Consider the following 13,747-nt stretch of genomic DNA (forward strand, 5'->3'; position numbering starts at 1 on the left):
ATTCCATCGGGGGTGGGCCAGTGACACCGCGGAACCGGCTTTGCCGGGCCGCTGGTGTCGCCCCCTCGAGGGGGAAGCCGAAGCGACACGCAGTGCGCGAGGCCTCGGGGGTGGGCCTAGTACGCGTGTCCGCGCTCATCTCGAATGGCTTCGGCATCCACCTTGCCCCACAGCACGTGGTAGACCCAGGTGGTGTAGGCCACGATGATCGGCAGGAAGATCGCGGTCGCGACCAGCATGTTGAACAGCGTCAGGTGGCTCGAGGACGAGTCCCACACCATCAGGCTGGCGCGCGGGTCAATCGACGAGGGCAGGATGAAGGGGAACATCGACGCGCCCACGCTGAGCACGATGCCCGCGATCGACAGGCCGCTGGCCAACAGCGTGGCCACCTCGCGCCGCAGGCGCAGGCCGATCAGCGCCAGCAATGCGCCCGCGAGACCCAGCACCGGTGCCGCCCACAGCCAGGGCTTGGCCGCGTAGTTGAGGAACCAGGCGCCGGCGTGCAGTTCGGCGGTCTTGAGCATCGGGTTCGACGGGCCGGTGGTCGGCAGCGCGCTGGTCACGCGGTAACCGTCGATCCAGGTCCAGAGCGCGAAGCCGGCCAGCGTGTAGAGCAGCAGCGTGGCGATGGCGGCCCAGCTGCCGTAAGTGCGTGCGCGTTCGGCCACGGCGCTGTCGGTCTTGAGCTGCAGCCAGGCCGCGCCGTGCATCAGCATCATCGCGACCGACACCAGGCCGCACAGCAGCGCGAAGGGGTTCAGCAGGCCGAAGAACGTGCCGTCGTAGAAGATGCGCATGTCGCTGGCAAAACGGAAGGGCACGCCCTGCAGCACGTTGCCCACGGCCACGCCGTAGATCAGCGCCGGCACCAGGCCGCTGGCGAACAGCACCGCGTCCCAGCGCGCGCGCCAGGCCGGCTCCTCGCGCTTGCTGCGGAACTTGAAGGCCACGGGCCGCAGGATCAGCGCGACCAGGATCACGAACATCGCGAGGTAGAAGCCCGAGAAGGACACCGCGTAGAGCTGCGGCCAGGCCGCGAAAACCGCCCCGCCGCCCAGGATCAGCCAGACCTGGTTGCCTTCCCAGACCGGGCCGACGCTGTTGATGATCACGCGGCGCTCGTTGTCGTTGCGCCCCGCGAAGGGCAGCAGCATGCCGGCGCCGAGGTCGAAGCCGTCGGTGACCGCATAGGCGACCAGCAGCACGCCGATCAGCAGCCACCAGACCATGCGCAGGGTTTCGTAGGAGATCAGTTCGTTCAGGACCATGGTGTGTGCTCCTCGGTTATTCGGCGGCGCCGGTCAGGGGGCGCGGCGAGGCGCGCAGCTCGGGTGCGGCACCGGCGCGGTAGAGCGCGGGCGGCGGCACGGGATGCTCCTCGGGCCCCTTGCGGATGGCCTTGAGCATCAGCTTCATCTCGATCACGAACAGCGTGGTGTAGATCGCCACGAAGCCCACGATGGTGATCAGCAAGGTGGTCACGCCCAGGTTCGACACCGCCACGGCCGTTGGCAGCACGCCTTCGATCACCCAGGGCTGGCGGCCGACCTCGGCCACGATCCAGCCGCACTCGGCGGCGATCCACGGCAGCGGGATCGCGAACACCGCGACCTTGAGCAGCCACGGGTGCGCATCGAGCCGGCGCCGCGTCGACAGCACGAAGAAGGTGGCGGTGAGCAGGATGAAGAACATGCCCAGCCCGACCATGATGCGGAAGGACCAGTAGAGCGGCGCCACCGCGGGGACCGTGTCCCAGGCGGCCTTCTGGATCTGCTCGGGCGTGGCCTGGCGCGGGTCGTCGACATAGCGCTTGAGCAGCAAGGCGTAGCCCATCGACTGTCCGTTGGCCTCGAAGGCCTCGCGCGCGGCGGCCGGCACCGCGGCATCGCTGCCGGCCGCGCGGATGGTCTGCAGCGCGTCGTAGGCCTTGATGCCCGCGTGGATATGCTCCTCGGCGCGCTCGACCAGTTCCTCGATGCCGGGGATCACGGTGTCGAGCGAGCGGGTGCCGATCAGGCCCATCACGGCCGGGATGTGGATCGCATAGTGCGTCTCGCGCGCGGCCTGGTCGGGGAAGCCGAAGGCGGTGAAGGCGGCCGGCGCGGGCTCGGTCTTCCACATGGCCTCGATCGAGGCCAGCTTCATCTTCTGGTGCTCGGTCGAGAGGTAGCCGCTCTCGTCGCCCAGCACCACCACCGACAGCGAGGCCGCGAGGCCGAAGGACGCGGCCACGGTCATCGAGCGCTTGGCGAGTTCCAGGTGCCGGCCCTTGAGCACATACCAGGCCGACACGCCCAGCACGAAGATCGCCGCCACCGTGTAGCCGGCCGACACCGTGTGCACGAACTTGGCCTGCGCCACCGGGTTGGTCAGCACGGCGAAGAAATCGGTGACCTCCATGCGCATGGTCTGCGGGTTGAAGGCCGAGCCCACCGGGTTCTGCATCCAGCCGTTGGCGATCAGGATCCACAGCGCCGAGAAGTTGGAGCCGATGGCCACGGCCCATGTGGTCATCAGATGGCCGACCTTGCTGAGCTTGTCCCAGCCGAAGAAGAACAGGCCGACGAAGGTGGCTTCGAGGAAGAAGGCCATCAGGCCTTCGATGGCCAGCGGCGCGCCGAAGACGTCGCCCACGTAGTGGCTGTAGTAGCTCCAGTTCATGCCGAACTGGAACTCCATCACGATGCCGGTGGCCACGCCCATCGCGAAGTTGATGCCGAAGAGCACGCCCCAGAACTTGGTCATGTCGCGCCAGACCGTGCGCCCGGTCATCACGTAGACCGTCTCCATGATGGCGACGATCACCGCGAGACCGATGGTCAGCGGCACGAAAAGGAAGTGGTACAGCGCCGTGAGGGCGAACTGCAATCGGGAGAGAGCGACGATGTCGAGGTCCATGGGGAGGTTCCTTTCGTTTCTTCTTCGGTCGTGGCGTCGTGTGTGGCGTCAGTCGGGGCGCAGGGTGCGCAGCGCGGCCTCGAAGGCCGGGGTGCCGCGCGCGAGCTCGGCCGTGAGGCGGCCGTCGTCGAGGCACAGCAGCCGGTCGGCCAGCGCGGCCTCGCGGCGCAGGTGGGTGGCGATCAGCAGCGTGCGGCCCGTCGCCGCGGCGGCCAGGCGCTGCAGCACGTCGTGGGCCGTGGCGGTGTCGAGCGCTTCGGTGGCCTCGTCCAGCAGCCAGAAGGAGGCGTCGCGCAGCAGCAGCCGCGCGAGCGCGAGCCGGCGCAGCTGGCCGCCCGACAGGCCCAGCCCGCCCTCGCCCAGCGCGGTGTCGAGCCCGACCGCGGTGGCGCGCACCTCGGCCGCCAGGCCCGCGGCCTCGAGCACCGACCAGAGCCGCGCATCGTCGGCCGAAGGGTCGGCCAGCCGCAGGTTGTCGCGCAGGTCGTCCTGGAACAGCTCGGTGCGCTGCGTGAGCAGGCAGTGCGGCGGCACGCGCAGTTCGCCCTGCGTGGGCGCGAGTTCGCCGGCCAGCACCGAGAGCAGCGTGGACTTGCCAGCGCCGCTGGGGCCGATCAGCGCCACGCGCTCGCCGGGCGCGATCGTGAAAGAGAGGCCGTGCAACGCCTGCACCGCGCTGCCTTCGTAGCCCGCGACGATGTCGTGCAGGCGGACGTCCTCGGAGGCGGCGGCCGGCACCGGTGGCGCGCTGTCGTGCATGCGCGGCGCGAGGCGGCGCACCGCGAGCCAGGTGCGGCCGGCCTCGAGTGCGCCGCGGCGCAAGGCGGCGAAGGGCTCCGTGGCCGTGAGCGCCAGCAGCAGGGCCAGCGCCGCGGCCGGCGCGCCGATCGCGCCCTCGCCCGCCAGCGCGCCCACCCCCAGCAGCACCGCGACCAGGGTCAGCGTGCCCGCCAAGCCATAGCCCATGCCGGCGCGCAGTTCGAGGCGGTTGAGCGCCAGGTCGGCGCGCGCGAGCCGGCGGTCGGCCGCGGCCAATGCCTCGCATTGCGCATCGAGCCGGCCCGCCATCGCGAGCTCGGTCTGGCCGGCCACGAGGTCGACCGCGCGGGCACGCAAGGCTTCCATCGCCTGGGCGCGCCGCATCGCATGCGGCTTGGCGCGCTGCGCCACGACCCAGGCCATGCCCCAGCCGAAGGCGATCAGCCAGCCGGTCAGCGCCACGCCCATGCCGATGTGCATGAAGCCCAGCACCGTGCCCGCCAGCAGCGCCGCGCCGAGGGCCGCGAGGGCCGGCACGATCAGGCGCAGGTAGAGCGATTCGAGCGCGTCGATGTCGGCCGTGAGCCGGAACAGCAGCCGGGCCGGCCGGGCCTGCAGCCGCCGCGCCGCCTCGGGCCGGGCCCAGCCGCGGAACAGGCGTTCGCGCAGGTCGGCCAGCGCGGCGAAGGTGGCGTCGTGCGTCACCAGGCGCTCGCCGTAGCGCGCGCCGGTGCGGCCCAGCGCCAGCAGCCGGATGCCGGCCGAGGGCGCGAACACGTCGAACACCAGCGCGGTGCTGGCGCTCAGGCCGGCCAGCGCGGTGGCGGTGATGAACCAGCCCGACAGGCCCAGCAGCGCCATGCCCATCAGCACGGTGAGCGCGGCCAGCGCGGCGCCCAGCGCGAGCCGGCGCGGGGCGGTGGCGAGCAAGGGGCGCAGGACGGTGCGCAACTCGCTGGCGGCACGGCTCGGCGGCACGACCCGTCCGCGGAAACCGGGGCGGCGACGACGCGTCTTCAGGGGAATGCTCGTGCTCATAGCTGAATGACGCGGTTCATGCGCGCGGCCAGGACGGGGTCGTGCGTCACGGCGATCAACGTCTTGCCGTGCGCCAGTTCCATCAGGGCATCCGCCACGCGCTCGGCCGTTTCGCAGTCGAGGTGCGCGGTGGGCTCGTCGACCAGCAGCAGGTCGGCCGCGGGCTGGGCCGCGATGCGCGCCAGCGCGAGCCGCACGGCCTCGCCGCCCGACAGGCCGCTGCCGCCTTCGCCCAGCGCGGTGGCGGGATGGGCCTGCGCCACGCCGCCCAGGGCGGCGAAGCGCATCGCCTGTTCGACCTGCGGGCCGTGCACGCCCTCGCGCCCCAGCGCCACGTTGGCTTGCACCGATCCCGCGAACACATGGGGGCGCTGGCCCATCCAGCCGATGCGGCGGCGCAGGCCGGCGGCGCTCGCGTCGTCCAGCGCGACGCCGCCGATGGCGATCTCACCCGAATCGGCCGGCACCAGGCCCGCGATCAGGCTCAGCAGCGCGGTCTTGCCGGCGCCGCTCGCGCCCATCAGCGCGACGTGTTCGCCGGGCGCGATGCGCAGGTCGAAGCCTTGCAGCACCGGCGCTTCGCCGGCATGGCCGAAGTGCAGGTCGCTGATCCGGACCGAGGGTGCGCCGACGCGCTCGCCCACGGCCGCCTCGCCCTGTGCGCCCGGCAGCGGCACGCCGCCCTCGGCCAGCCCGTCGAGCGCGTCGAGCGCCGCCTCGCCAGCCGCGCGGTCGTGCCACACGGCCGACAGCTCGCGCAGCGGCTCGTAGAAGGCCGGCGCCAGCAGCAGCACGAACAGACCTTCGCCCAGCGTGAGGCGCGTGCCCCAGCTGCCGAATTCCAGCGTGCCCAGCAGATGGAAGCCGACATAGACCGCGACCATCGCCACGCCCAGCGCAGCGAACAGCTCCAGCACCGCGGACGACAGGAAGGCGATGCGCAGCACGGCCATGGTGCGGCGACGCAGCGACTGCGCGGCCTCGCCCAGCCGGCGCGCGGTGGCGTCGACCGCGCCCAGCGCGCGCAGCGTGGCCAGACCGCGCAGCCGGTCGAGCAGGAAGGCGTTCATGCCGCCCATCGCCACCATCTGCTCGCGGCTCGCGGCCTGCGCGCGCCAGCCCACGATGGCCATGAACAGCGGGATCAGCGGGGCCGTGACCAGCAGGACCAGCGCCGCCACCCAGGAGAACCAGGCCACCAGCGGCAGGATGCACAAGGGCACCAGCACCGCGCGCCAGCGCGCGGGCTGGTAGCGCGCCAAGTAGGGCACCACCGCCTCGGCCTGCTCGGCGATCGCGCTGGCCGCCAGGCCCGAGGCCGGCCGGCGCGCATCGAGCGGCGAGCGGGCCGCCAGCGCGCGCGCCACCTGCGCGCGCAAGGCCGAGAGCTGGGTCCGCACCTCGGCGAACACGCGGCGCGCGCCCCAGGCCTCACAGGCCGCGCGCGCCACGCCCAGCAGCAACACGCCCAGCGCCGGCAGCCACACCGCGGCCATGCCCTCGCCCGCGCCCAGCCCCTGCACCGCCCAGGCCAGCAGGCCCGCCTGCGGCAACCAGAACAGCGCCGCGGCGCCCTGCACCAGGCTGCCGAGGCCCGGGGCCGCCAGGGCGCGCAAGGCATCGGTCGACCGGCCGACGGCCTCGGGCGATGGCGTGGTGTGGGAAGGCGACGAAGACATCTTTGTGGGATTCATGTAATTTCAGTATTTACTGAAACTTCCTGAAGTTTAAAGGATGTGCGCTGCGTTTGCACGGCGCATGATGACCGCGATACGTGAAATGGCCAAAGACAGGCGCGCGCGGCTGCGCGGCCACGGGCTCTCGCGAGGTGGCGGCGGGGTCGCAGCAAGGGATTTTTTCGAGCGGCGCTGGACGCGCCGTCGTTCACCGCCCAGGCACTGGGCGGGGGGTCAGCCGGCCGAGAGGAAGCGGATCAGAGCGCCAGCCGCGCGCGCGCCGCGAGGTACTCGCGCTTGAGCTTCTCGACGAAGGCCGCGGTGCTGGTCACCTCGGTGATCGCGCCGATGCCCTGGCCCGAGCCCCAGATGTCCTTCCAAGCCTTGGCCTTGCTGCCGTCACCCGAGGCGAAGTTCATGGTCTTGAGGTCGCCCTGGGGCAGGTTCGCGGGGTCCATGCCGGCCGCGACGATGCTGGGCGCGAGGTAGTTGCCGTGCACGCCGGTGAACAGGTTCGAGTAGACGATGTCGTCGGAGCTGCCGTCGACGATGGCCTGCTTGTAGGCCTCGCTGGCGCGGGCTTCCTCGGTCGCGATGAAGGCGGTGCCGATGTAGGCGAAGTCGGCGCCCATGGCCTGCGCCGCCAGCACCGCGTCGCCGCTGGCGATCGAGCCCGACAGCGCGATCGGGCCGTCGAACCACTGGCGGATCTCCTGGATCAGCGCGAACGGGCTCTTCACGCCCGCATGGCCGCCGGCGCCGGCCGCCACGGCGATGATGCCGTCGGCGCCCTTCTCGATCGCCTTCTTGGCGTACTTGTTGTCGATGATATCGTGCAGCGTCACGCCGCCGTAGCTGTGCACCGCTTCGTTGACGTCGACGCGCGCGCCCAGCGAGGTGATGACGATCGGCACCTTGTACTTCACGACCATCTCCATGTCGTGCTCGAGCCGGTCGTTGCTCTTGTGCACGATCTGGTTGATGGCAAAGGGCGCGGCCGGCTTGTCGGGGTTGGCCTTGTTGTAGGCCGCGAGTTCCTCGGTGATTTCGATCAGCCACTCCTCCAGCTGCGCGGCCGGCCGCGCGTTGAGCGCCGGCATCGCGCCGACCACGCCGGCCTTGCACTGGGCGATCACCAGCTTGGGGTTGCTGATGATGAAGAGCGGCGAGCCGATGATGGGCAGCGGCAGGTTCGCGAGCACGGAGGGGAGCTTGGACATGGTGCTTGTCTCAGGAAAGTTGAGGGATGCGGGATCGGACTTCCGGACGCAGAAGGAAGACAAAAGTGACGCAGAGGACGCAGAAGAGACCGAAGACAAATTTTGATTTTTCTTCTGCGACTTCTGCGTAACCTTTGCGACTTCTGCGTCCGGAAGTCCGTGTTTCAGAAGGCGTCGAGCGCCAACGCAGTGACGCTCTCGGCGCCGTCGACGATGCTGTCGCGCAGGCCCGGCGCCTTGTTGAGGATGTGCTCGGCATAGAAGCGCGCGGTCGCGACCTTGGCCTGCATGAAGGCCACTTCGTGGCCGGCCCGGGCCTGTTCCTCGGCGATCAGCAGCGAGCGCGCCAGCTGCCAGCCGGCCACCAGGTTGCCCGCGAGCATCAGGTAGGGCACGCTGCCCGCGAACACCGCATTGGGCGAGGCCTTGGTCTGGCCGGCGACGAAGTTCACCACGTCGACGAAGGCTTCGCGCGCGGCCTTCAGGCGCTTCTGCACCGCGCGCGCATCGGCACTGTCGCGCTTGGCGAGTTCGGCTTCGGTGGTTTCGATCTGCGCGGCGATGGCCTTGGCGGTCTGGCCGCCGTCGCGCGCGGTCTTGCGGCCCACGAGGTCGTTGGCCTGGATCGCGGTCGTGCCTTCGTAGATGGTCAGGATCTTCGCGTCGCGGTAGTACTGCGCCGCGCCGGTCTCCTCGATGAAGCCCATGCCGCCGTGCACCTGCACGCCCAGCGAGGTCACTTCCAGGCTCATCTCGGTGCTGTAGCCCTTGACCAGCGGCACCATGAATTCGTAGAAGGCCTGGTTCTGCTTGCGCGCGTCGGCATCGGGATGGTGGTGCGAGGCGTCGTAGGCCGCGGCGGCCACCGAGGCCATCGCGCGGCAGCCTTCGGTGTAGGCGCGCATCGTCATCAGCATGCGCTTGACGTCGGGGTGGTGAATGATCGCCGCGCTGCCGTTGATCGAGCCGTCGACCGGGCGGCTCTGCACGCGGTCCTTGGCGTAGGCCACGGCGTGCTGGTAGGCGCGCTCGGCGATTGCGATGCCCTGCATGCCCACCGCATAGCGGGCCGAGTTCATCATGATGAACATGTACTCGAGGCCGCGGTTCTCCTGGCCCACGAGGTAGCCGACGGCACCGCCATGGTCGCCGTACTGCAGCACGGCCGTGGGCGAGGCCTTGATGCCCATCTTGTGTTCGATGCTCACGCAGTGCACGTCGTTGCGCGCGCCCAGCGAGCCATCCTTCTCGACCATGAACTTGGGCACCACGAACAGGCTGATGCCCTTCACGCCCTCGGGCGCGCCGCTCACGCGGGCCAGCACCAGGTGCACGATGTTCTCGGCCATGTCGTGCTCACCGTAGGTGATGAAGATCTTGGTGCCGAAGACCTTGTAGGTGCCGTCGGGCTGCGGTTCGGCACGGCTGCGCACCAGCGCGAGGTCGCTGCCGGCCTGCGGCTCGGTGAGGTTCATCGTGCCGGTCCACTGGCCGCTCACCAGCTTCTCGAGGTACACCGCCTTGAGTTCGTCCGAGCCCGCCGTGAGCAGCGCCTCGATCGCGCCGTCGCTGAGCAGCGGGCACAGCGCGAAGCTCATGTTGGCCGAGTTCAGCATTTCGCCGCAGGCCGCGCCGATGGTCTTGGGCAGGCCCTGGCCGCCAAAGTCCGCGGGGTGCTGCAGGCCCTGCCAGCCGCCCGACACGTACTGCGCGAAGGCGTCCTTGAAGCCCTTGCTGGTGGTGACTTCGCCGTCCTTGAAGGACGAGGGGTTGCGGTCGCCTTCGACGTTGAGCGGTGCCACCACGTCCTGGTTGAAGCGTGCGCACTCCTCGAGCACGGCCTGTGCGGTGTCGAGGCCGGCTTCCTCGAAGCCGGGCAGCTTGGCGATCTCGCCGATGTGGGCCAGGTGCTCGATGTCAAACAGCATGTCCTTGAGGGGGGCGGTGTAGCTCATGGGGTGTCTCCAGGGGGCAGCCGCATCGACAGCGGCTGCAGATATGAAAAAGGCATCGCGAACGATGCCCTCTTGTCCAGTCGTCGAAGGCCGATCAGAGCGCCTTGACGAGCTCCGGCACGGCGACGAACAGGTCCGCCACCAGGCCGTAGTCGGCCACCGAGAAGATCGGTGCCTCTTCGTCCTTGTTGATCGCCACGATCACCTTGGAGTCCTTCATGCCCGCCAGATGCTGGATCGCGCCCGAGATGCCGGCCGCGATGTACAGCTGCGGCGCCACGATCTTGCCGGTCTGGCCCACTTGCCAGTCGTTCGGGGCGTAGCCCGCGTCGACGGCCGCACGCGATGCACCCAGGCCCGCGTTGAGCTTGTCCGCCAGCGGTGCCATCACCTCTTGGAACTTCTCGGCGCTGCCCAGCGCGCGGCCACCCGAGACGATGATCTTGGCGGCCGTCAGTTCGGGGCGCTCGCTCTTCGTGACCTCGCGGCCCACGAAGGCGCTCTTGCCGCTGTCGGCCACGCCTTCGGCGGTTTCGACCGAAGCCGAACCACCCGTTGCGGCTGCCGCATCGAAGCCGGTGGTGCGCACCGTGATGACCTTGGTCGCATCGCCGCTCTGCACGGTGGCGATCGCGTTGCCGGCGTAGATCGGACGCTCGAAGGTGTCGGCGCTCACCACGGCCGTGATGTCGCTGATCTGTGCCACGTCCAGCTTGGCGGCCACGCGCGGTGCGACGTTCTTGCCGTTGGCGGTCGAGGGGAACAGGATGTGGCTGTAGTTGCCGGCGATCGCCAGCACCTGCGCGGCCACGTTTTCAGCCAAGTTCTCGGCCAGGCTCGGGCTGTCGGCCACGATGACCTTGGTGACGCCGGCGATCTGCGCGGCGGCCTTGCCGGCTTCGGCGGCATTGGCGCCAGCGACCAGCACATGGACTTCACCGCCGCAGGCGATGGCTGCGGTCACGGTGTTGAGGGTGGCGGGCTTGACCGTGGCGTGGTCGTGTTCAGCAATGACAAGTGCGCTCATGTTCCAGATCACCTTCGCTTCGTTCTTCAGTTTGTCCACCAGGGTCGCGACGTCGGGCACCTTGATGCCGGCACCGCGCTTGGGCGGCTCGCTGACCTTGAGGGTCTTCAGGCGCGGCTTGACGTCCACGCCCAGGTCCTCGGGCTTGAAGGTGTCGAGCTGCTTCTTCTTCGCCTTCATGATGTTGGGCAGCGTCACGTAGCGCGGCTCGTTCAGGCGCAGGTCGGTCGTGATCACGGCCGGCAGCGTGAGCGTCAGCGTCTCCATGCCGCCGTCGACTTCGCGCGAGACGGTGGCCTTGTCGCCGGCCACTTCGACCTTCGAGGCGAAGGTGGCTTGCGGCAGGTCGGCCAGCGCGGCCAGCATCTGGCCGGTCTGGTTGGCGTCGTCGTCGATGGCCTGCTTGCCCAGGATGATCAGCTGGGGCTGTTCCTTGTCGACCAGCGCCTTGAGCAGCTTGGCGACGGCCAGGGGCTGCAGCTCTTCGGTGGTCTCGACCAGGATGCCGCGGTCGGCGCCGATGGCCATCGCGGTGCGCAGGGTTTCCTGGCACTTCGCGTCGCCGCAGGAGACGGCGATGACCTCGGTCACCACGCCCTTCTCCTTCAGGCGCACCGCCTCTTCGACGGCGATCTCGTCGAAGGGGTTCATGCTCATCTTGACGTTGGCGATGTCGACGCCCGTGCCGTCGCTCTTCACACGGACCTTGACGTTGTAGTCGACGACCCGTTTGACTGGGACCAGAACCTTCATGGGTATGACTCCGTAGGATTGCAAAACTGAGTGAATTCGGGGTAGCCAATCATTCTAGGGCGAGGGCTTCGTGGGCCCTGTCCGTTTCGGTCACCGCCGAGGCAGGCCGATTCCGACTGGCGGAAAAGAACGATCGTGCTTTTTTAGGGAAAATTATACGGGAGGTGCCATCGGCGCCTGCTGAAAACCCTCGGGCAGGGATGCGACCCGCAGCACGCGCTGTGGATAGGGAATGTCGATGCCCGCGGCGCGCAGGCCCTCGAGGATCGCGATGTTGATGGCCGAACGCAGGTTGTCCCGGCCCTTTTCCGGGTCGGTGACCCAGAAATGCAGCGTGAACTCCAGGCCGTCGGGCGCGAAGTTGGTCAAGTAGGCGATGGGCGACGGGTCGGTCATGACCCGCGCCTGGGCCTTGGCCGCCTCGACCAGGATCGACTGCACCTGCGCCACGCTGCTCTCGTAGCCGACCACGATGGCGGTCGTGATGTTGAACTTGCGGTCGGAGATCGACAGGTTCTCGACCCGGCTGGTGATCAGCGATTCGTTGGGCACGATGGCCTCGCGCCCGTTGCCCGCGCGGATCAGGGTGTAGCGGGTCTTGATGTCGGTGATCCGGCCCTCGAAGCTGTCGACCTTGACGTTGTCGCCGATGCGGATCGAGCGCTCGAGCAGGATCACGAAGCCGCTCACGTAGTTGGCCGCCAGCTTCTGCAACCCGAAGCCCAGGCCCACGCCCAGCGCGCCGCCCAGCACCGACAGCGCGGTGAGGTCCACGCCCACGGCCGACAGCGCGAACAGCAGGCCGATCAGCAGCAGGATCGCGCGGATCGCGTTCGAGGCCACCTTGCGCATCGAGAGGTCGGTCACGGCCTCGCGCAGGATGCGCTTCTCGATCGTGCTGGAGATCCAGAGCGCCACCACCAGCACCAGGCCGGCCGAGAGCGTGCCCTGGAAGAAGGTCAGCAGGCTGACCCGGGTCTTGCCGAAGGCCAGCGTGATGTCGTCGAGCTCGGCCAGCACCGGCGGCAGCAGGCCGACGATCCATAGCACCGCGCCGGCCCAGGCCGCCCACGACACGGTGCGCTCGACCAGCCGCACCAGCGTCGAGGCCGGGAACACCGCGCGCAGCACCCGCGCGATCAGCCGGATCGCGGCCAGCGACACGAACACCGAGACCGCGATGCGCAGCACCACCACCACCTGGAAGTCGTGCACCACGCGCCGCGCCAACTCGGTGAACACCAGCGCCAGCAGCGGGAACAGCAGGCCGTCGAAGGTGCGCGCGCCGAACCAGATCGAGTCGCTGGGCTGGTCGCGGCCGAACCAGCGGCTCACGCCCCAGGCCAGCGCCACGCAGGCCACCAGCGCCGCCAGCTCGATCCAGAGGCCGCGCGCCTGGACCTGGGCCAGCCGCGCCATGAAGTCGTCGAGGTTCATCTCAGCGCAGGTCTGCGAGCACCCGGATGTGGGCCTCCACGCTCTGGGCCAGCGCGTCGAGGTTGTAGCCGCCCTCGAGCAGCGACACGATGCGCCCGCGCGCATGGCGCCGCGCCACCTCGTGCACCCGCTCGGTGATCCAGGCGAAGTCGTTCTCGTTGAGCCGCAGCTGGCCCATCTCGTCGTCGCGGTGGGCGTCGAAGCCGGCGCTCACGAAGATCATCTGGGGCTTGAAGGCGTCCAGCCGCGGCAGCCACATCATGTCGATCAGCTCGCGGATGTCCATGCCCTTGGTGTAGGCCGGCACCGGCAGGTTGAGCATGTTCGCCGCCGGATGGTCGACGTTGCTGAAAGGATAGAAGGGATGCTGGAAGAAGCCGACCATCAGCACGCGCGGATCGCCGGCCAGGATGTTCTCGGTGCCGTTGCCGTGGTGCACGTCGAAGTCGACGACGGCCACGCGTTCCAGCCCGTGCACCTCGAGCGCATGGCGCGCCGCGATCGCCACGTTGTTGAGGAAGCAGAAGCCCATGGCCTGCTCGCGGCACGCATGGTGGCCGGGCGGGCGCACCGCGCAGAAGGCGTTCTCGAGCTGGCCCGACATCACGGCGTCGGTGGCGGCCACCGCGGCGCCGGCCGCCCGGCGCGCGGCCAGCACGGTGTAGCGCATCAGCACGGTGTCGGGGTCGAGCATCGCGTGGGTGGGGCCGCCGGCGGGGTTGTCCTCGATCAGGCGCTGGCTCAGCGATTCGAGATGTTCGAGGTGGGCCACGCTGTGGGCCCGGGTGATCTGTTCGAGCGTGGCCAGCGGCACGTCACAGCGTTCGAGGGCGTCGCCGACGCCGGTGAGCAGCAGCCGGTCCTCGATGGCGTCGAGGCGTTCCGGGCATTCGGGGTGCCCGCCGCCCATGTCGTGTTTCCAGCAGTCGCGGTGTGTGAAGTAGCCGGTTTTGCCCATGTCTCGGTCGATCTCACCGCGGA

The 13,747-nt window shown here is 69.4% G+C and carries 9 protein-coding genes and 1 pseudogene; all 10 read right to left on the reverse strand.

Annotation, left to right across the window (positions count from 1 at the left end):
• Window positions 1–116: 116 nt before the first annotated feature.
• The 10 genes and pseudogenes from cydB to A9977_RS20210 all read right to left on the reverse strand — a co-directional run bounded on the left by cydB (window position 117) and on the right by A9977_RS20210 (window position 13,724).
• Window positions 117–1,271, reverse strand: coding sequence for a cytochrome d ubiquinol oxidase subunit II (gene cydB, locus A9977_RS20170; protein ID WP_183026660.1), 1,155 nt, complete (start codon window positions 1,269–1,271; stop codon window positions 117–119).
• A 16-nt stretch (window positions 1,272–1,287) separates the two neighbouring features.
• The gene (locus tag A9977_RS20175) at window positions 1,288–2,901 is read right to left on the reverse strand and encodes a cytochrome ubiquinol oxidase subunit I (protein WP_183026661.1); all 1,614 of its coding nucleotides are present in this window, start codon (window positions 2,899–2,901) and stop codon (window positions 1,288–1,290) included.
• Between the two features lie 48 nt (window positions 2,902–2,949).
• Window positions 2,950–4,698, reverse strand: coding sequence for an amino acid ABC transporter ATP-binding/permease protein (locus tag A9977_RS20180; RefSeq protein ID WP_183026662.1), 1,749 nt, complete (start codon window positions 4,696–4,698; stop codon window positions 2,950–2,952).
• Window positions 4,695–6,377 (reverse strand): thiol reductant ABC exporter subunit CydD, encoded by a 1,683-nt coding sequence (cydD, locus tag A9977_RS20185; protein ID WP_183026775.1) that lies wholly within the window; start codon window positions 6,375–6,377, stop codon window positions 4,695–4,697. The genes A9977_RS20180 and cydD overlap by 4 nt, the downstream gene beginning before the upstream one ends.
• 254 nt (window positions 6,378–6,631) lie before the next feature.
• Window positions 6,632–7,594, reverse strand: coding sequence for a nitronate monooxygenase family protein (locus A9977_RS20190; RefSeq protein ID WP_183026663.1), 963 nt, complete (start codon window positions 7,592–7,594; stop codon window positions 6,632–6,634).
• 164 nt (window positions 7,595–7,758) lie between these two features.
• Window positions 7,759–9,549, reverse strand: coding sequence for an acyl-CoA dehydrogenase (locus A9977_RS20195; RefSeq protein ID WP_183026664.1), 1,791 nt, complete (start codon window positions 9,547–9,549; stop codon window positions 7,759–7,761).
• Window positions 9,550–9,643: 94 nt separating this feature from the next.
• Window positions 9,644–10,576 carry an electron transfer flavoprotein subunit alpha/FixB family protein gene (locus A9977_RS34365; RefSeq protein ID WP_259652071.1) on the reverse strand — a complete coding sequence of 311 codons (933 nt, stop codon included), beginning with the start codon at window positions 10,574–10,576 and terminating at the stop codon, window positions 9,644–9,646.
• 195 nt (window positions 10,577–10,771) lie between these two features.
• Window positions 10,772–11,329, reverse strand: a pseudogene (locus A9977_RS34370) (electron transfer flavoprotein subunit beta/FixA family protein); the annotation flags it as partial.
• A 153-nt stretch (window positions 11,330–11,482) separates the two neighbouring features.
• Window positions 11,483–12,766, reverse strand: a complete 1,284-nt coding sequence (locus A9977_RS20205) for a mechanosensitive ion channel family protein (protein WP_183026666.1) — start codon at window positions 12,764–12,766, stop codon at window positions 11,483–11,485.
• A 1-nt stretch (window position 12,767) separates the two neighbouring features.
• Window positions 12,768–13,724, reverse strand: coding sequence for a histone deacetylase family protein (locus A9977_RS20210; protein WP_183026667.1), 957 nt, complete (start codon window positions 13,722–13,724; stop codon window positions 12,768–12,770).
• Window positions 13,725–13,747: the final 23 nt, after the last annotated feature.

Source organism: Variovorax sp. UMC13, assembly GCF_014170375.1.
Taxonomy (GTDB): domain Bacteria; phylum Pseudomonadota; class Gammaproteobacteria; order Burkholderiales; family Burkholderiaceae_C; genus Variovorax.

Bases quoted from the DNA above. Each gene is read 5' to 3' on its own strand.
- A9977_RS20195 (WP_183026664.1), bottom strand. From the start codon at position 9,549: ATGAGCTACACCGCCCCCCTCAAGGACATGCTGTTTGACATCGAGCAC.
- A9977_RS20205 (WP_183026666.1), bottom strand. From the start codon at position 12,766: ATGAACCTCGACGACTTCATGGCGCGGCTGGCCCAGGTCCAGGCGCGC.
- cydB (WP_183026660.1), bottom strand. From the start codon at position 1,271: ATGGTCCTGAACGAACTGATCTCCTACGAAACCCTGCGCATGGTCTGG.
- A9977_RS20175 (WP_183026661.1), bottom strand. From the start codon at position 2,901: ATGGACCTCGACATCGTCGCTCTCTCCCGATTGCAGTTCGCCCTCACG.
- A9977_RS34365 (WP_259652071.1), bottom strand. From the start codon at position 10,576: ATGAGCGCACTTGTCATTGCTGAACACGACCACGCCACGGTCAAGCCC.
- A9977_RS20190 (WP_183026663.1), bottom strand. From the start codon at position 7,594: ATGTCCAAGCTCCCCTCCGTGCTCGCGAACCTGCCGCTGCCCATCATC.
- A9977_RS20180 (WP_183026662.1), bottom strand. From the start codon at position 4,698: ATGAGCACGAGCATTCCCCTGAAGACGCGTCGTCGCCGCCCCGGTTTC.
- cydD (WP_183026775.1), bottom strand. From the start codon at position 6,377: ATGTCTTCGTCGCCTTCCCACACCACGCCATCGCCCGAGGCCGTCGGC.
- A9977_RS20210 (WP_183026667.1), bottom strand. From the start codon at position 13,724: ATGGGCAAAACCGGCTACTTCACACACCGCGACTGCTGGAAACACGAC.